Below are 17,044 nucleotides of genomic sequence, written 5' to 3'. Positions count from 1 at the left end.
CCCCCGCCGCGACCGGCGCCGCAACCACCGCCGCGCCCGCCACCGGCGCCACCGGCGCCACCGCGGCCCCGGCCCGCTCCGGTGCCGGCGCCGCCTGGGACGCAGCGACCGACCCCGACGCGGGCCGGCTGGTCGGTGGGCGCTACCGGCTGGTCGCCCGGCTCGGCCACGGCGGCATGGGCACCGTGTGGAAGGCGCACGACCAGGTGGTGGACCGCGAGGTGGCGGTCAAGGAGCCGCGGGTGCCCGACAGCCTGCCCGAGCGCGAGCGGCAGACCGTCTACCAGCGGATGCAGCGCGAGGCGCGGGCCGCGGCCCGGATCGACCACCCCGCGGTGGTCACCGTGCACGACGTGGTGGTCGAGGAGGGCCGCCCGTGGATCGTCATGGAGCTGGTGCGCGGCCGGTCGCTCGGCGACGTGCTCGCCGAGGGCACGCTCGACCCGCGCGAGGCGGCCCGGGTCGGCGTCGAGGTGCTCGGCGCGCTGGCCGCCGCGCACGAGGCGGGCGTCCTGCACCGGGACGTCAAGCCCGACAACGTGCTGCTCGGCCGCAACGAGCGGGTCGTGCTCACCGACTTCGGCATCGCCCAGGTGGAGGGCGAGCAGGGGCTCACCGAGACCGGCGCGTTCGTCGGCTCGCCCGAGTTCATCGCCCCCGAGCGGGTGCTCGGGCAGCGGCCGGGGCCCGAGTCCGACCTGTGGTCGCTCGGCGTGGTGCTGTACGCGGCGGTGGAGGGCATGTCGCCGTTCCGCCGCTCCAACCACCCGGCCACCCTCCAGGCCGTGCTCTCCGCCGAACCGCAGGTGCCGGCCCGCGGCTCCGGCGCGCTCGGCGCGCTGATCATGCAGTTGCTCCGCAAGGAGGCCGCGGCCCGGCCCACCGCGGCCGAGGCCCGGCAGACGCTGGAGTCGGTGGCCCGCCCGGCGCCTGCGCTGCCCACCGCCGTGCTGCCGACCCCCGCGGCGGGTGGCGCGGGCCCCGGCGCCGCGCGCACGCCGTCCTGGCTGCGCCGCAACCGCAAGGCCCAACTCGGCCTGGGCGGCGGCGTGTTGGCGGCGGCCGTGGCGCTGGTGCTGGTGGTGGTGAACCCGTTCGGCGGCGGCGCGTCGGACGACGCGCCGGATGGCTGGCGCACGGTCGACGTCGAACAGCGGGTACGGGCCACGCTCGCCGCCCCCGACGACTACGAGCTCAGTGAGAACGACGACGAGATCAAGCTGACCGACCCCGGCAAGATCTTCACCATCACGCTGCGCCGCGACCCGGTCACCGACGAGAAGGACAAGCCCACCGCGCTCCAGGAGGCCAACGCCTTCCTGACCGACTACCGGGAGAACTACTACCAGTACGGCTGGACGAAGGAGTCGGTCGACGGCTCGGTGCGGGCGACGAAGTACCACGGCCTGCGCGCCGCCGAGCTGACCGCCTCGTACACCACCAACGACTCGACCAACCCGGTCGACCTGCGCCGCCGCGAACTGCACTACATGAACGACTCCAAGGTGCAGTGGCAACTGGTCGTGGAGATGCCGAGCAAGGGCAAGCCGCGCACGGACGGCGAAAAGCTCTTCAAGGACGTGGTCGCGCACCTGGACATCAAGGACCGGTAGCGGAGCGGGGCGGGCGACGCCGTGGCGGCGCCGGCGTGGTGCGGGGCGGCCGGGTGGCCGACGTCCTGGCGGCGGTGCCCGCAGGTCGACGCCGTGGCGGGGCCGGCGGTCGTCCGGGGCGGCCAGCCGTAGCCGGCGGTGGTACGGGCCCCGCCGGCCTGTCCCGTCACGTCTGCCGCAGTCGGCCCGCCCCGCTTGCCGCACGGCGCCCGCCGCAACCCGCCCCGCCTCCGCCACTCCACGCGCGCCGCGCCCACCCGGCCCGGCGCCGCCCCGCCCGCCGCGGCCACCCCACCGCCCCACCCACCCGTACAACACCCCTGACCAGCCCATAGGCCGCCAGCAACCACTGGCGCGGTGGAACGGGTCGTGTCGGTGCGGTGAAAACGGGTTACCGTCGGGTACCCAAACGGGCGCCGGCCGCATACGCTCACCCGCATGATGGACTCGAAGGGCACCGCTCAGGCCACCGGCAGCACCCCTCCCGCCACCCCGCGGAACCCGGTCTTCACCGCCCCCGAAGGCAGCCGTACCGCGGCCGACGTGGTCACCCCCGAGCTCGTCGCCCGGCTCACCCGGGCCGTGGTCGGCACCGGCAGCACCTGCAACCACACGCCGTTCACCGGCGAGAAGCTCGCCGAGCTGCCCGAGTCCACGCCCGCCGACGTCGCCACCGCCTTCGAGCGCGCCCGGCACGCGCAGCGGCTGTGGGCGGCCACCCCGGTCCGGGAGCGCGCCGCCGTCCTGCTCCGCTTCCACGACCTGCTGCTGCGCCGGCAGGCCGAGGCGCTGGACCTGATCCAACTGGAGACCGGCAAGTCCCGGCTGCACGCCCACGAGGAGGTGCAGTCGGTCAGCGTCGCGGCCCGGCACTACGGCCGCAAGGCGCCCGGCTACCTCGGTCCCAAAGGCCACACCGGCGTCATCCCCACCCTCACCAAGGTCACCGAACTGCGCCAACCGCGCGGCGTCGTCGGCCAGATCACCCCCTGGAACTACCCGCTCGAACTCTCGGCGGGCGACGCCCTGCCCGCCTTCGTCGCCGGCAACGCCGTGGTGATGAAGCCGGACACGGAGACCGCGCTGACCGCGCTGTGGGCCCGTGAGCTGCTGGTCGAGGCCGGGCTGCCGGCGGAGCTGTGGCAGGTGGTGATCGGGGACGGGCCGGTGATCGGCCCCGCCGTCGTCGCCCACGCCGACTACGTCTCCTTCACCGGCTCCACCCGCACCGGCCGCGAGGTCGCCCGCGGCGCAGCCGACCGCCTCGTCGGCTGCTCGCTCGAACTCGGCGGCAAGAACGCCATGTTGGTGCTGCACGACGCCGACCTGGACAAGGCCGCGGCCGGCGCGGTGCGCGGCGCGTTCTCGTCCGCCGGCCAACTCTGCATCTCCATCGAGCGGCTGTACGTGCACGCGTCGGTGGCCGACGCGTTCGTCGAGCGGTTCGCGGCCCGCACCCACGCCATGCGCCTCGGCACCGGCCTCGGCTACGGCGCCGACATGGGCTCGCTGGTCTCCGGCCGCCAACTGGAGACCGTGGTGCGGCACGTGGACGAGGCGGTGGCCGCCGGCGCCACCCTCGTCGCCGGCGGACGCGCCCGCCCCGACATCGGCCCGTACTTCTACGAGCCGACCATCCTGGACGGCGTCACGCCCGAGATGGCCGTCTGCGCCGAGGAGACCTTCGGGCCGGTCGTCTCGATCTACCGCTTCACCGACGAGGACGAGGCCGTCGAGCGGGCCAACGCCACCCCGTACGGCCTCAACGCCAGCGTCTGGACGCGCAACGGGGCCCGCGGCCGGGCCGTCGCCGCCAAGCTGCGCGCCGGCACCGTCAACGTCAACGAGAGCTACGCCGCCGCGTACGGCAGCGCGCAGGCGCCGATGGGCGGCATGGGCGACTCGGGGCTCGGCCGCCGGCACGGCAGCGAGGGCGTCCTGAAGTACACCGAGGCGCAGACCGTCGCCCAGCAGCGGCTGCTGCCCCTCGCCCCCTCCCTCGGCCTCTCGCACGAGCAGTACGCCCAGCTCATGACCCGGGGCCTGCGCCTGATGAAGGCCGTCGGCCTGCGCTGAAGGCCAAGGCCCAGCGGAGCCCGCTGAACCCCGCCCGCCCCTACGGAGGTGCCCCGTGCCCCAGGACGACCGCGCCCGCCCCGACTCCGCGAGCGGCCCCCCGGCCGTCGCCGCCGCACCCGCCGCCGGCGCCGGCGCCGGTGACGACACCGCGTACGACTACGACGTCCTCGTCATCGGCTCCGGCTTCGGCGGGGCGGTCAGCGCGCTGCGGCTGAGCGAGAAGGGCTACCGGGTCGGCGTCATCGAAGCGGGCCGCAGGTTCGCCCGCGAGGCGCTGCCGAAGAACTCCTGGGACCTGCGCAACTACCTGTGGGCGCCGGCGCTCGGCCTCTACGGCATCCAGCGCATCCACGTCCTCGGCAAGGTGATGGTGCTGGCCGGCGCCGGCGTGGGCGGCGGCTCGCTCAACTACGCCAACACGCTGTACGTGCCGCCGCCGGCCTTCTTCCAGGACGTGCAGTGGGGCCACATCACCGACTGGCAGGAGGAGTTGCGCCCCTACTACGACCAGGCGCAGCGGATGCTCGGCGCCCGCCTCAACAAGACGCTGACCCCCTCCGACGTGCACCTGAGGGACGCGGCCGAGAAGATGGGCGTGGGCGAAACGTTCCACATGGCCCCGGTCGGGGTGTTCTTCGGCGACGGCGACGACGCCACCGCACCGGACACCGGCACGGGGGTGCGGGCCGCGCCAGGACAGTCGGTGCCCGACCCGTACTTCGGCGGCGCCGGCCCCGAGCGGCGGGCCTGCACCGAGTGCGGCGAGTGCATGACCGGCTGCCGGCACGGCGCCAAGAACACCCTCAACGAGAACTACCTCCACCTCGCCGAGCGGGCCGGCGCCGCCGTGCACCCGATGACCACCGTCGTCGGCCTCGGCGAACACCCCGCCGGCGGCTACCGGGTCGCGACCGTGCCCACCGACCGCCGCCGCGGCACCCGCCCCCGCACGCTGCGCGCCCGCCAGGTGGTGGTCGCCGCCGGCACGTACGGCACCCAGACGCTGCTGCACGCCATGCGCGACCGGGGTGAACTGCCGCGCATCTCGCCCAAGTTGGGCACGCTGACCCGCACCAACTCCGAGGCCATCCTCGGCTCGCAGACCACCGACCGGCGCTACCGGAAGATCAGCGGCGAGCGGCGCGCGGACTTCACCAAGGGCGTGGCCATCACCTCGTCCATCCACCCCAACGCCACCACCCACATCGAACCGGTGCGCTACGGCAAGGGCTCCAACGGCATGGGCTCGCTGTCCATCCTCCAGTTCACCCACCGCGAGCGGGTGCCCAACTGGATCAGCTACCTGGCCGCCAACCTCCGGCACCCGGTGCACGCGGCCCGCGCCCTGTCCAACCACCGCTGGTCCGAGAAGACCATCATCAGCCTGGTGATGCAGACCCACGACAACTCGCTGACCACCTACCGCAAGGCCAAGGGGCTCGGCAAGGGCCTGCTGACCGCGCGGCAGGGGCACGGCGCGCCCAATCCGGACCGCATCCCGGAGGGCGAGGAGGCGGCCCGCCTGGTGGCCGAGTCGATCAACGGCTTCACCGGCACCAACGTCGGCGAACTGATGGGCACCCCGCTCACCGCGCACTTCCTCGGCGGCTGCCCGATCGGCACCAGCGCCGAGCACGGCGTCATCGACCCGTACCACCGGCTCTTCGGTCACCCGGGCATCCACGTCGTCGACGGCTCGGCGATCACCGCCAACCTGGGCGTCAACCCCTCGCTGACCATCACCGCACAGGCCGAACGGGCCATGGCGCTGTGGCCCAACAAGGGCGAGACCGACCCGCGCCCGGCCCAGGACCAGCCCTACCGGCAGCTTGCCCCCATCGCCCCGCACCACCCGGCCGTCCCCGCGGACGCCTTCGGCGCGCTGGACCTGCCGTTCCTGCCGGTCCCCGCGGTGCCGCCGAAGCCGGGCGGGCCCAGGGACGCGCACGGGGCCGCCCCGACCGCCCCGTAGGACCGCACGGAGGGTTCCGTACGGACTGCGCGGGCGGACCTGGACGGCCCCGGAGCCGCTGCCGGCCGGGCGAACCCGCGGGCCCCGCGCCGCGCCTGCTGGCGGGCGGGGGCCGGCGGGGCGCCGGACACGGGGTTACGCGGTCGTGCGTTGCGCGGACGTGCGTTACGCGGGTGCGCCGGCCTTGCGGCGCCGCACGACGTAGATGGCGCCGGCGCCGGCGACCATCGCCACGCCGCCGATCATCGCGATGGTCGGCAGGTTGGAGTCGGAACCGGTGGCCGCGAGCTCGCCCTCGGGGTGGATCTCCTTGCCGACGGCGGGCCGCTTGGGCAGCGGCAGCGGCTTCTTGCCCTTGTTGCCCTGCGGCTTGGCGTCGGGCACCTCGGCCTCGCCGCCGCCGGGCAGCTCGGCCGTGGTCTTCACCACGTCGAACTCGTAGTAGTCACCGGTGGAGTAGACGCAGTTGCCCTCCTCGTCGGCGAACGCACCGACGGACAGCGCGTAGCCGAAGCCCTCCGGAGCGCCCTTGGCGACGTTCAGCCGCAGCTCCAGGTTGAGCGTCTCGTGCGGCCGTACGGAGGTGTAGCCGATGTAGCCGTGCGCGTCGTCGTCCGGGTCGGTGGAGATGCTCTCCCACGCACCGGACTCCGGGTCCTTGTACTGGAGGGTGAGGAACTTGCCGGTGCCGTCGATGTACTCCTCGTGCACGGTGCCCGCCATGACGCCCAGGTCGACGCGGTGGAAGGTGCGCTTGGAGGTGTTCTCCACGCGGAAGGTCAGGTGGTGGAAGCCGCTGCCCGCCACGACCTTGGTCGGCAGGCCGGCCAGCGTGGTGCTGAGGTCGGGGTCCTCGGCGTAGTCGTCGCTGTCCTCGCACGGCGCCGGGGTGGGCGAGCCGGTCGCGGTCGCGGTGGCGCTCGGGCTGGCGGACGGCCCGTCGGTGGGCTTGCCGGTGGCCGTCGGCGTCGCGCTCGGGGACTGCGAGTCGGTCGGCGCCGGCGAACTCGGCTCGTCCGTCGCGGTCGGCTGGTTGGTCGTCGGCGTCGCGCTCGGGGTCTCGGTCTCGGTCTCCGTCGGCGCGGGCGAGCTCGGGGTCTCGCTCGGCGTCGGCGAGTCCGTCGGCGTGGCCGACTGCGTCTCGCTCGGCTCGCTGGTCGGAGTGGGCGACTGCGTCTCATCGCTGGCGTACGCGCCGGGCGCGGCGACCAGCGTCGCGGGCAGGATGGCCGCCGTGGCCGCGGCAGCCGCAAGGGCGCGGCGAAGCTTCATAAGACCTCTATCTGGGGCCTGTGGAGCCACTGCGGGAGGCAGCGGCTCCACGGAGAGCGGAGGCAGGCCGTCGCGCGGAGCGCGTCATGGCCGTGCGTTTGCACGTACATGACCGCCGGAACCTGAAAAAGGTTGCACACAAAACGATCACATTTGGCGGTGATCTGGCTCACTTGCTCCGCAAGGCGATCGAGGAGCGCCGGGCGGTGCGGGGCGTGGGCGCCGCGAACGCCTACGGGCGTGCCGTGGGTGCGGTGCGAGAAGGGGGAAAAGAGCGAGGGCCCCGCGGACGCCGCGGGGGGATGGCGTCCACGGGGCCCTCGGCGGTCAGCATCGGCGTCAGGGCAGCGCCGGTGCTGAGGGGCGGCGCCGGGGGGTTGCGCCGCTGGTCCGGAGAGTCACGTGGTGGTGCGGTCCGCTGGCACCGGCGCCGGCTCGGCCGGCACGGCTGGACAGGGCCGTCGACGCGGACGTACGGCCCGGTCGAATGGCGGTGCGCTGCGGGGGGTCTCGCTTTGCATCGTGGTGGATATGCCACATCCGGCGCAACCGTTTCGACCGGATGCGGTCGGCTCCGGGCGTCCCCGGAACCGACCGGTGGAGTGTGGCGACCGGGCGGCTGTCCCCTGCTGACCGGTCGCCGAGCCGGGGCGAGGTCCCACGGCATGATCCCCGTGCGTCACCACGGGGAACACATCTCTCGCTCCGGTGTCTCCGTCCTGCCGCTGTCGGGCGCCCGGTGAACAGGTACGGAAGGCCACGCGTGGAATGGGGCCGCTCCTGGCTGGCGCGGACACGTGGCCCAACGACAGGCCGCGCGCGCCGGTCACGCGCCGTACGGGTGACGGCTCGCCACGGTGGGCGATGAAACGGTTCCGCACACGCGCGAGAACCACCCACCGGACGCACGTTCCGACACCCGGCGCACTCCGGCGTACGACCCATGGCGGACGGCCCCGGGACGGTCGGGCGTACGGGAGGGGGGAGCCGGCGGCGGGGCGGGCCTGAGCTCCGGCGCGCCCCGGCCCGGTGGCCGTGGGGCCGGGCCCCGAAGGAGGGGGCGGCCCCACGGCGGGGAGCAGGCGGGGTGCGGTGCCGGGGCCCGGCCGGGGCTCAGATGCGGCCCCGGCACATCTCCAGCAGGGTCATCGCCAGCGCGGTGCCGGGCTTGCCGAGCTGGTCGCGGTAGTGGTTGAGCACTTCGAGTTCGCGCGCGAGGTTGACCCGGCGCCCGCCGGAGGTGATGCGCTCGTGCTGGATGGCGGCCGAGACGGCGGCGCGCTCCTGGACCAGGCCGATGATCCGGCCGTCGAGGTCGTCGATCCGCTGCCGGGCGCCGCGGATGGCGTCCGCCGCGGCGCCGGTACGGGCCCCGGTCGCCTCGGCGTCCGTCGCGGCGGCGGCCGGCCGCTGCGCCGGGGTCCTGACCCGCGCCTGGGGCTCGGTCTGGCGCTGGGCGTGGGGCTGGCCCTGCGGCTCGGCCTGGACGGCGGTGGGCGACGCGGTGTTACGGGTGTTCACGATGGGTCTCCTCGGGTGACGGAACCCCGGGGCTGCACCACGGACCCGGCACCACGCAGAACGCCCCGGGCCTTGGCTGGCCCGGGGCGCCTGGGAAGTCGCTCAGTGGTTCAAGCAACACGACCATGGCAGCCGGACGAGCCGGTGCCATAGGTAAAGACAAAGGTCATGTGCGTGGACATGGGTCAGAGTATGGGCCCGTTAGGATGGAAAGTCCAACCCCCCGTACCACCGCCGGAAGGCCGCCCCAGTGCCATCAGCGACCCCATCTGCCACCGAGGCCCACGCGCCTGACCCCGTCCTCGTCGTGGACTTCGGCGCGCAGTACGCACAGCTCATCGCCCGTCGCGTGCGCGAGGCGCGGGTGTACAGCGAGATCGTCCCGTCCACCATGCCGGTGGCCGAGATGCTCGCCAAGAACCCGCGGGCCATCATCCTCTCCGGCGGTCCCTCGTCGGTGTACGAGGAGGGGGCGCCGCGGGTGGACCGGGCGCTGTTCGAGGCGGGCGTGCCGATCTTCGGCATGTGCTACGGCTTCCAGCTCATGGCGCAGCTCCTGGGCGGCACCGTCGACGACAACGGGGCCAGGGAGTACGGGCGGACCGCGCTGTCGGTCAGCAAGGCCGGCTCCACGCTCTTCGAGGGCACCCCGGAGCAGCAGTCGGTGTGGATGTCGCACGGCGACGCCTGCTCGGCCGCGCCCGCCGGCTTCACGGTGACGGCCTCCACCGACGTCGTACCGGTCGCCGCCTTCGAGAACGACGAGCAGAAGCTGTACGGCGTGCAGTACCACCCCGAGGTGATGCACTCCACGCACGGCCAGCAGGTGCTCGAACACTTCCTGTACCGCGGCGCGGGCATCGAGCCGACCTGGACCACCAGCAACGTGGTCGAGGAGTCGGTGGCGGCCATCCGGGAGCAGGTCGGCAGCAAGCGCGCCATCTGCGGGCTCTCCGGCGGCGTGGACTCCGCGGTCGCCGCAGCGCTCGTCCAGCGGGCCATCGGCGCCCAGCTCACCTGCGTGTACGTGGACCACGGCCTGATGCGCAAGGGCGAGTCCGAGCAGGTCGAGAAGGACTTCGTGGCCGCCACCGGCGTGCAGCTCAAGGTGGTCGACGCCGAGGAGCGGTTCCTGACCGCGCTGGCCGGCGTGTCCGACCCGGAGCAGAAGCGCAAGATCATCGGCCGGGAGTTCATCCGGGTCTTCGAGCAGGCGCAGGCCGAGCTGGTCGCCGAGGCGGGCGAGGCCGGCGAGGACGTCGCCTTCCTGGTGCAGGGCACGCTCTACCCGGACGTGGTCGAGTCCGGCGGCGGCACCGGCACCGCCAACATCAAGTCCCACCACAACGTCGGCGGCCTCCCCGACGACCTGGAGTTCGAGCTCGTCGAGCCGCTGCGCCGGCTGTTCAAGGACGAGGTCCGGATGGTCGGCCAGGAACTCGGCCTGCCCGAGGAGATCGTCCAGCGGCAGCCGTTCCCCGGCCCCGGCCTCGGCATCCGGATCGTCGGCGAGGTCACCAAGGACCGCCTCGACCTGCTGCGCGACGCCGACGCCATCGCGCGCGAGGAGCTGACCGCGGCCGGGCTCGACCGGGACATCTGGCAGTGCCCGGTGGTGCTGCTGGCCGACGTCCGCTCGGTCGGCGTGCAGGGCGACGGCCGCACCTACGGCCACCCGATCGTGCTGCGCCCGGTCTCCTCCGAGGACGCCATGACGGCGGACTGGTCGCGCCTGCCGTACGACGTGCTGGCGCGCATCTCCACCCGCATCACCAACGAGGTCGACGACGTCAACCGCGTCGTCCTGGACATCACAAGCAAGCCCCCGGGCACCATCGAGTGGGAGTGACCCCACGGGTCCACCCCACCGCCCGCGCCTGACGCACGGCCGCGCCGTCCCCGACCTTCCGGGGGCGGCGCGGCCGTTCGCGTGGGGGCTGCGGCTTCGCGTACGGGCTGCGGCTCGCATCGGCCGTGGTTGCCCGCGTACGGGCTTCGGGTGCGCGTACGGGCCGTGGTTCTCCGCGGGTGCGCGGCGGCCAGCCGCCGGGCGGCCGGGCCGGCCTTGACTTGAAGATTGGTTCAACTCCTACGTTCGGTGCTGTCGGGACGCGGCAGCGACCGGGCGGCGCTTCCATCGCCGCAGGTCAGCGCGTTCCCGATGCAGTACGAAGCAACCGAACGCCATCGAGTGGGGGAGTGGACCGTGCCCAAGGAGTACACGGACGAAGAGTTGTTGAAGCAGCCGGTGGGCTACTGGACCGGGGTGGCCCAGCGACTGGTGGTCGACGCCATCAACGAGACGCTGGGCACGCTGGGCATCCGGCAGCCGCACTGGTGGGTGCTGAACCTGATCAACCGGTCGGCCGACGGCCTGACCCGCGAGGAACTCCCCGCCGGGCTGCGCCACTACGTGTCGGCCGAGGCCATCGCCACCGTCGCCGACGACCTCCTGCAACGCGGGTGGGTCCATGTGGACGAGTCCCAGCGACTCCACCTGACCCCCGAAGGCACGGCCACCCTGGCCCGTCTGTGGGAACTGGTGCCGGTGACGCTTTCGCAGGTCAGGGCCGGTTTCACGGACGCCGAATTCATCCAGTTGATCAACTTGCTGCGCCGCGTCGTGGACAACCTCGGCGGACGGAGCGACCTGGACTGAAGCGGGTCGGGCGCAAGCGCCCGGAGGGAGCGGGACCTTGGCGGCAGCGGCTGGGGCCGAGGACGGTGGGCGTGGCGGACGGCCGAAGGCGCCGGCTGGGGGCGACGGCACCCGCTGCGCCCCCAGCCCCGCCGCACTGATCGGCACTGCCTGGCGGGGCGGCCTCGCTTAGGGCTCTGAACAGATGCTTTGGCGTGGTTGGTGGGAGCGGGCGACGGGTGTCGAACTCCACTTCGACGGATTGTGTCGTAGTGGAGTTGTATAACTTCCGTTGAGGCCGAGATGGTCTGTCCAGGGGTGAGGAGTGGTACGTGGAGAAGAGCCTTTTGGCCAAGCCCTCCGACGTGGTCGACCGGGACCGGGAGTGGGCCCTACTGGGGGACTTCCTCGCGGACCCGGACCCGGCGATGCGGCTCGGCATCGTCTCCGGGCGTCGGCGGCACGGGAAGTCGTATCTCCTTCAGGCACTGTCCGAGCAGGTCGGCGGCTTGTACGTGACGGCGGTCCGGGAGGAGGGGCGGCTGCCAGCGATGCAGCGGTTCAGCGAGGCCATCGCCGCCCATGCCGGCCTGCGGCCGGGCAGCCTGCGCCTGACCGACTGGCGTGAGGTCCTCTCCAACGCCCTTGACGTGAGCACCCGCTCACCGCACCCGCTGCTGGTGATCGACGAGCTGCCGTACCTGCTCCAGCACTCGCCGGAGATCCCGGGGCTGCTCCAGCACCTGTACGACGAGCGCCAGCGGGGCGCCCGGCCCGGCGCCGGGCCGGGGCCGCGGCTGATCCTCTGCGGCTCCGCGATGAGCGTCATGCACGAGTTGCTCTCGGGCACCAAGCCGCTGCGCGGCCGGGCCGTGGTCGATCTGCGGCTGGGGCCCTTCGACTACCGCGGCAGTCGGGCCTTCTGGCAGGTCACCGACCCGCTGACCGCGCTGAAGGTGCACGCCGTCCTGGGCGGCGCCCCCGGCTACCGGCCGGTGGCCGCCAGACCGCACCCGGACGACGGCTTCGACACCTGGCTCACCCGGACGCTGCTCGACCCGGGACGGGCGGTCTACACCCGCACCGAGACCGAGTACCTGCTGCGCGAGGACCCGCGGATCACCCGGCACACGCTCTACTACGACATCCTCACCGCGATCGCGGACGGAGCCACCACGCCCAGCAAGATCGGTGCCGCCCTGGAACGCCCGCGCAACGCCGTCGAGCACCCCATCGACGTGCTCGAATCCACCGGCTACATCCGGCGAGAACAGGACGTCCTGCGCTCCAGGCACCCCGTCATCACCCTCGCCGACCCCATCATCCGGTTCAACCAGCTCATCACCCTCCCGCAGGCCGCCGCGGTGGACCAGGGCTTCGCCGAACAGGTGTGGCAGCAGGCCACCCCGACCTTCAACTCCAAGATCCTCGGACCACACTTCGAGGACCTGGCCCGCGACTTCACCCGCCGCTACGCCCACGCCCTGCTGCCCGGCGGGCTGCCCGGCCCGGTCGGCACCACCGAGGTCGCCGACCGGACGGCCAGGACCAAACACGAGGTCGACGTCATCGCCCTGGCTGCCGGCGAGCGCCCCCAGTCCCCGCGCGCGAAGATCGCGCTGCTGGGCGAGGCCAAGGCGACCGTCGCCCGCCGTGGGACCGGAGACCTGGAGCGCCTGGAACGCATCCGGACCCTGCTCGCGGACCAGGGCCACGACACCTCGGCCACCACCCTGGCGCTGTACTCGCTGCACGGCTTCTACCCCGACCTGATCGACCTGGCCAGCCGCCGGGACGACCTGCTCCTGGTCGACCTGCCCACCCTGTACGGCGACTGATGCCCACAGCGGCGGTCCGGGCGCGGGCTTCGTTTCCGCGTACGGGCCGTGGCTCTTCGCGCACGCGCGTACGCGCGCGTGGCGGCCGTTGCGGAGACCCGGCCGGCGGTCTCCGACTGATCGGCGCCCCGCGCGCCCGCGCAGGCGCGTAGCCCGTGGCGCGGGGAGACTGGGGCGCAGGGACCGGGAGGCGAGGGTCATGACAGAGCGGCAGTGGCGGCCGAGTGGGCGGGTCGGCGGTGGGGCCGGCTCGGGGGCGGTGGGGCGGGGGTGGCGCGCGGCGGTGGCGCCGTACGCGCTGGTGCCGCTGCGCGTCTTCCTGGGCGTGACGTTCGTCTACGCCGGCCTGGACAAGCTCACCGACGCGGCCTTCCTGTCGGACAGCGGGCCGGGTTCGATCGGCGACACGATGCGCTCCGCGCGCCCGTCGGCCGCCGTTCCCGGCCTGGTCGACCTGGCCCTGAAGGCGCCCACCGGCTTCGGCTACGCCATCGCCATCGGGGAGCTCGCGGTCGGCCTGGGCACGCTGCTCGGGGTGTTCGCCCGGGTCGCGGCCCTCGGCGGGGCGCTGATCTCGCTGAGCCTGTGGCTGACCGTGAGCTGGTCGACCGAGCCGTACTACTACGGCAACGACCTCGCCTACCTGATGGCCTGGCTGCCCCTGCTGCTGGCCGGTGCCCCGTACCTCTCCTTCGACGCCGTCACCGCCGGCCGCTTCCGCGTCTTCCGGCGCCGACGCCGGCGGGGGCGCGTCTTCCGCTGAGGCGGGGCCGCGGATCGGTTGCGGGCGGGGACGGGCGGAGGGCGTCACGGCCGTTCTGGGCGTCCCGCAGCCGCGCGGGCTCCCCACGGGCCCACCGGGCCCCGTACGGCCCCCAGCAGGGCTCGTACCAGCGATGACGCGGGTGTTACGGGCCCGGGCGACCCGTCGGGCGTACGCCGTCGCCGCTGCCGTCCCCGCCGGGGGTTTTGCCGCCACCGGTGCCCGGGGCTGCGCCCCTGCCGCGGCCCGGGGCCTCCTGGCGGTGCTCGCGGGTCGCGCGCAGCGCCTCGTGGCCCTCGCGGAGGCTGGCCATGGGGAGGTCACCGAGCGGCGGCGGGGCCGGCTGGTCGCTCTGGTGGGCGCGGCGGCGGTTGCGGCGTGCCGCGTGGGTCAGCGCGGTGACCAGCGCCGCCAGGACCAGACCGGCCAGCAGTGCGGGCAGCAGCACGAGCGGGTGCGGGTCCCAGGTGCCGGCCGCGTCCAGGCCGTACCCGACGGCCACCGCGACGGCCGTGGCGCCGGCGATCAGCCGGCCGGGTTCGAAGGTGTGCCCCTTCACCGCTGCACCACCGCCACCTGTCCCACGCCGACGTCGAGATCGAGTACGAGCGTGCCGCGGATCTTGGCCGCCGGCAGCAGCTCGCCGCCCGCCTGCGGGTGGATGGTCAGCTCGCGCGAGCGGCTGGGCGCCACGTCCACGTCGTCCTCCGGTTCGCCGGGCAGTTGGATGTCGCCGAGGCCCACCTTGATCGAGAGCCGCAGCGTCACGTCGCGCGGCACCGTCACCTTCAGCCGGCCCGCGCCCACCGACGCGTGCGTGGCGAGCGCGCGGTCCCGGCCGGGGCGCAGCCCGGACAGGTCGATCTGGGCGTGCCCGGTGCCCAGTTCGTACGCGTCGTGCAGCTCGGCCGCGCTGGTGGGCCGCCAGGTCTGCTGCCGCCACTCGGCCTTCACCGACTTGGGCAGCGTGGCCGCGCCCGCCAGCAGCGCGGCCGTGACGACGACGGAGACGATGGTGCCGGCGCCGGTGCGCCCGTACCTGCTGCTGAGCGCGAGGCCGAGGCCCAGCACCGCGAGCGCGCACGCGAGGCCGACCTCCAGGCTGGTGCCGAGCGGCTGGTTCGACCAGGTGCCGCCGGTGCCGGCCGCCGCCGCGCACAGGGCCAGCAGGAACGTCCGGCCGGCGATCGACCCGCCGCGCGGGGCCGGCGCAGCGCTGGTGGAGGAGCCCGTGCGCGGCGCGTACGGGGTGTCGTCGGGGCCCCACAGGTAGCCGGTCTCGGCGACCGGGCGGGTGGCGCCGGTGTGGCCCGTCGTGCCGTCCTTGATGATCGGGTCGCGCCACCAGGAGGGCGTGCCGGGGGCGGGCGGCGCCTGCGTCTCGGGCGGGGCGTCGGCGACCGCCTGCGCGGTCGCCGGGTCGACTGCGCCGTCGCTCTCCACGTGGCGCCGGTGCCGCGACCAGTACGCGGCGCCCACCGCGGCCAGCGACAGCATCATCGCGAACGACAGCACGCTGCCGTTGTTGATCATCGAGAGGAAGAGGCCGCAGCCCACGAGCGCGACCAGCACCGCCGTCAGCGCCGAGCCCTCCACCCGGCCGGAGAGCAGCCGCCGCCCCTCGTTGTCCTCCTCGCCGTAGAACGGGATGAGCAGCCACGCGAAGCCGTACGTCACCAGGCCGAGGCCGCCCGCGACGCCGAGCACGGCGAGCACCACCCGGAAGATGACCGGGTCCAGGTCGCAGTACCGGCCGAGCCCGCCGCACACCCCGGAGATCACCTTGTGCTCGCGGCTGCGGCGCAGCGGCGCGCGCTCGGGGCCCGGCTCGGTGGGTGGGGCGCCGCCGGGCGCCGCCGGGGCGCCGTCCTCGACGGTGGGTGCGTCGGTCATGCGCCCATGGTGTCAACCCCGTCCCCGAGATGGCAGCCGCCCCGACCCTGGCCGTTCCCTGAGATCGGCCGCATCCGTCCCCGAAACCGCCCGGGGTCGCCGCGTGCCGCCGGCCGTGGCCCCGCCGGTTCCCCGTCGATCGGCGGGGGAGCCGGACCCGGGTGCCCGATACGGCATGTTTCGGACGGGCCACGGAGTGCATGGGGCGCCGTACGCGGGGGCTCCACCGGCGCCGCAACGAGGGAAGATGGCAGACGGGCGGCTATCGTGGCGGTTCGAACGGTGCCGGGGGAAGCAGAGGGGTGTGCGGTGTCGGACGAGGGGCGGCTGGTCGCCAAGCGGTATCGGCTGGCGGAGCGGATCGGCCGCGGCGGCATGGGCACCGTGTGGAGAGCCGCTGACGAACTGCTCGGTCGTCAGGTCGCCATCAAGCAGTTGCACATCTCCCCGCACCTGGCGGACGACGAGTTGGCGACGCTGTACGAGCGCACCCGGCGCGAGGCCCGCAGCGCCGCCCGGATCGCCCACCCCAACGTGGTCGTGGTGCACGACGTGGTCGACGACCGCGGCGTGCCGTGCATCGTGATGGAGTACGTGCCGTCCACCACCCTCGCCGACGTCGTCAAGCGCAAGGGTCGGATCGAGGTCGACGAGGCCGCCCGGATCGGCCGCGGCATGATCGCCGCGCTGCGCGCCGCGCACGCCGCCGGCGTACTGCACCGCGACGTGAAGCCGGGCAACGTGCTGCTGGGCACCGGCGGCCACCCCGAGAGCGGCCAGGGCCACTTCGCGGACGCCGCCGCCGAGGCCGGCCGGCCGAGTTGGTCCCGCCGTGCCGATGAGGACGGGGCGGCCGGCGGCGGCGGGCGCCGCGGCCCGCTGGGCGACGGCCGGGTGGTGCTCACCGACTTCGGCATAGCCGTGGCGTCGGGGACCTCGACCCTGACCAAGACCGGCGAACTCGTCGGCTCCATCGACTACGTGGCCCCCGAGCGGGTCAAGGGCGGCAAGCCGGGCCCCGCGTCCGACCTGTGGGCGCTGGGCGCCACGCTCTTCCAGGCACTGGAGGGGCGGCCCCCGTTCCGCAAGGACACGGCCTTCGAGACGGCGTACGCGATCGCCGTCGACGACCTGCCGCCGCTGCGCCACGCGGGCGTGCTCGCCCCGCTGGTGGAGGCGCTGCTCGACAAGGACCCGGAGGCGCGCCCGTCGGCCGAGACGGTGGAGTGGACGCTGCGGGCCGCGGCGGCCGAGGCCGAGACGGAGCTGATGCGGCCCTCGCTGCTGCGCGACAAGACGGGCCGGCGCACCGCCGACACGACGCCGCTGGCCATCGCGGGACCCACGGCGCGCACCGGCACGCCGGAGGCGGACCCGGAGGCGGACCCGAAGCCGTCCGGATCGACCCGTTCCGCGCCGGGCGCTCCCGCAGCGGGCGCGAGCGGTGGCCCGGCC

The 17,044-nt window shown here is 74.1% G+C and carries 12 protein-coding genes; 8 read left to right on the top strand and 4 right to left on the bottom strand.

All coding sequences use genetic code 11. The annotated features are described in order from the left end of the window. The 3 genes from ACMA1D_RS28820 to ACMA1D_RS28810 form a co-directional block, all read left to right on the top strand. Window positions 1–1,613: serine/threonine-protein kinase (locus ACMA1D_RS28820; protein ID WP_414726922.1), on the top strand; the 1,613-nt coding region annotated here is incomplete at its 5' end. A gap of 438 nt (window positions 1,614–2,051) precedes the next feature. Then, complete coding sequence (locus ACMA1D_RS28815; RefSeq protein ID WP_414726921.1) at window positions 2,052–3,689, top strand: succinic semialdehyde dehydrogenase; 1,638 nt, start codon at window positions 2,052–2,054, stop codon at window positions 3,687–3,689. 55 nt (window positions 3,690–3,744) lie between these two features. Next, on the top strand, window positions 3,745–5,664 hold the full coding sequence (locus tag ACMA1D_RS28810) for a GMC oxidoreductase (protein WP_414726920.1): 1,920 nt from the start codon (window positions 3,745–3,747) through the stop codon (window positions 5,662–5,664). Between the two features lie 165 nt (window positions 5,665–5,829). Here ACMA1D_RS28810 and ACMA1D_RS28805 read toward each other — a convergent pair whose 3' ends face one another. Both ACMA1D_RS28805 and ACMA1D_RS28800 read right to left on the bottom strand, forming a co-directional pair. Continuing rightward, the gene (locus ACMA1D_RS28805; RefSeq protein ID WP_414726919.1) at window positions 5,830–6,936 is read right to left on the bottom strand and encodes an LAETG motif-containing sortase-dependent surface protein; all 1,107 of its coding nucleotides are present in this window, start codon (window positions 6,934–6,936) and stop codon (window positions 5,830–5,832) included. Window positions 6,937–8,049: 1,113 nt separating this feature from the next. Continuing rightward, window positions 8,050–8,457, bottom strand: a complete 408-nt coding sequence (locus ACMA1D_RS28800) for a chorismate mutase (protein ID WP_414726918.1) — start codon at window positions 8,455–8,457, stop codon at window positions 8,050–8,052. 250 nt (window positions 8,458–8,707) lie between these two features. Here ACMA1D_RS28800 and guaA point away from each other — a divergent pair, with 250 nt between their 5' ends. The 4 genes from guaA to ACMA1D_RS28780 all read left to right on the top strand — a co-directional run bounded on the left by guaA (window position 8,708) and on the right by ACMA1D_RS28780 (window position 13,696). Then, window positions 8,708–10,306: a glutamine-hydrolyzing GMP synthase gene (gene guaA / locus ACMA1D_RS28795; RefSeq protein ID WP_414726917.1), complete on the top strand. Its 1,599-nt coding sequence runs from the start codon at window positions 8,708–8,710 to the stop codon at window positions 10,304–10,306. Window positions 10,307–10,534: 228 nt separating this feature from the next. Beyond that, window positions 10,535–11,116: a MarR family winged helix-turn-helix transcriptional regulator gene (locus tag ACMA1D_RS28790; protein ID WP_414726916.1), complete on the top strand. Its 582-nt coding sequence runs from the start codon at window positions 10,535–10,537 to the stop codon at window positions 11,114–11,116. Between the two features lie 311 nt (window positions 11,117–11,427). Beyond that, the gene (locus ACMA1D_RS28785; protein ID WP_414726915.1) at window positions 11,428–12,933 is read left to right on the top strand and encodes an AAA family ATPase; all 1,506 of its coding nucleotides are present in this window, start codon (window positions 11,428–11,430) and stop codon (window positions 12,931–12,933) included. 199 nt (window positions 12,934–13,132) lie between these two features. After that, window positions 13,133–13,696, top strand: coding sequence for a DoxX family protein (locus ACMA1D_RS28780; RefSeq protein WP_414726914.1), 564 nt, complete (start codon window positions 13,133–13,135; stop codon window positions 13,694–13,696). A 145-nt stretch (window positions 13,697–13,841) separates the two neighbouring features. Here the strand turns inward: ACMA1D_RS28780 and ACMA1D_RS28775 are convergent, their stop codons facing one another. Further along, window positions 13,842–14,255 (bottom strand): hypothetical protein, encoded by a 414-nt coding sequence (locus ACMA1D_RS28775; protein ID WP_414726913.1) that lies wholly within the window; start codon window positions 14,253–14,255, stop codon window positions 13,842–13,844. Then, the gene (locus ACMA1D_RS28770) at window positions 14,252–15,589 is read right to left on the bottom strand and encodes a PspC domain-containing protein (protein ID WP_414726912.1); all 1,338 of its coding nucleotides are present in this window, start codon (window positions 15,587–15,589) and stop codon (window positions 14,252–14,254) included. The genes ACMA1D_RS28775 and ACMA1D_RS28770 overlap by 4 nt, the downstream gene beginning before the upstream one ends. Before the next feature lie 309 nt (window positions 15,590–15,898). On the opposite strand from ACMA1D_RS28770, the gene ACMA1D_RS28765 reads away from it, so the two are divergent. Then, window positions 15,899–17,044, top strand: a 1,146-nt coding sequence (locus ACMA1D_RS28765; RefSeq protein ID WP_414726927.1) for a serine/threonine-protein kinase, incomplete at its 3' end; no start/stop codon positions are given.

Origin of the sequence: Streptomyces sp. 796.1, assembly GCF_047525675.1 — a bacterium.
Classification (GTDB): domain Bacteria; phylum Actinomycetota; class Actinomycetes; order Streptomycetales; family Streptomycetaceae; genus Streptomyces.
Note: the sequence above shows the minus strand (reverse complement) of the source record. Positions and strands in the feature narration are given on the sequence as shown.

What these genes read in the sequence shown, in the direction of transcription:
- ACMA1D_RS28815 (WP_414726921.1), top strand. Translation starts at nt 2,052, where the DNA reads ATGATGGACTCGAAGGGCACCGCTCAGGCCACCGGCAGCACCCCTCCC.
- ACMA1D_RS28805 (WP_414726919.1), bottom strand. Translation starts at nt 6,936, where the DNA reads ATGAAGCTTCGCCGCGCCCTTGCGGCTGCCGCGGCCACGGCGGCCATC.
- ACMA1D_RS28780 (WP_414726914.1), top strand. Translation starts at nt 13,133, where the DNA reads ATGACAGAGCGGCAGTGGCGGCCGAGTGGGCGGGTCGGCGGTGGGGCC.
- ACMA1D_RS28770 (WP_414726912.1), bottom strand. Translation starts at nt 15,589, where the DNA reads ATGACCGACGCACCCACCGTCGAGGACGGCGCCCCGGCGGCGCCCGGC.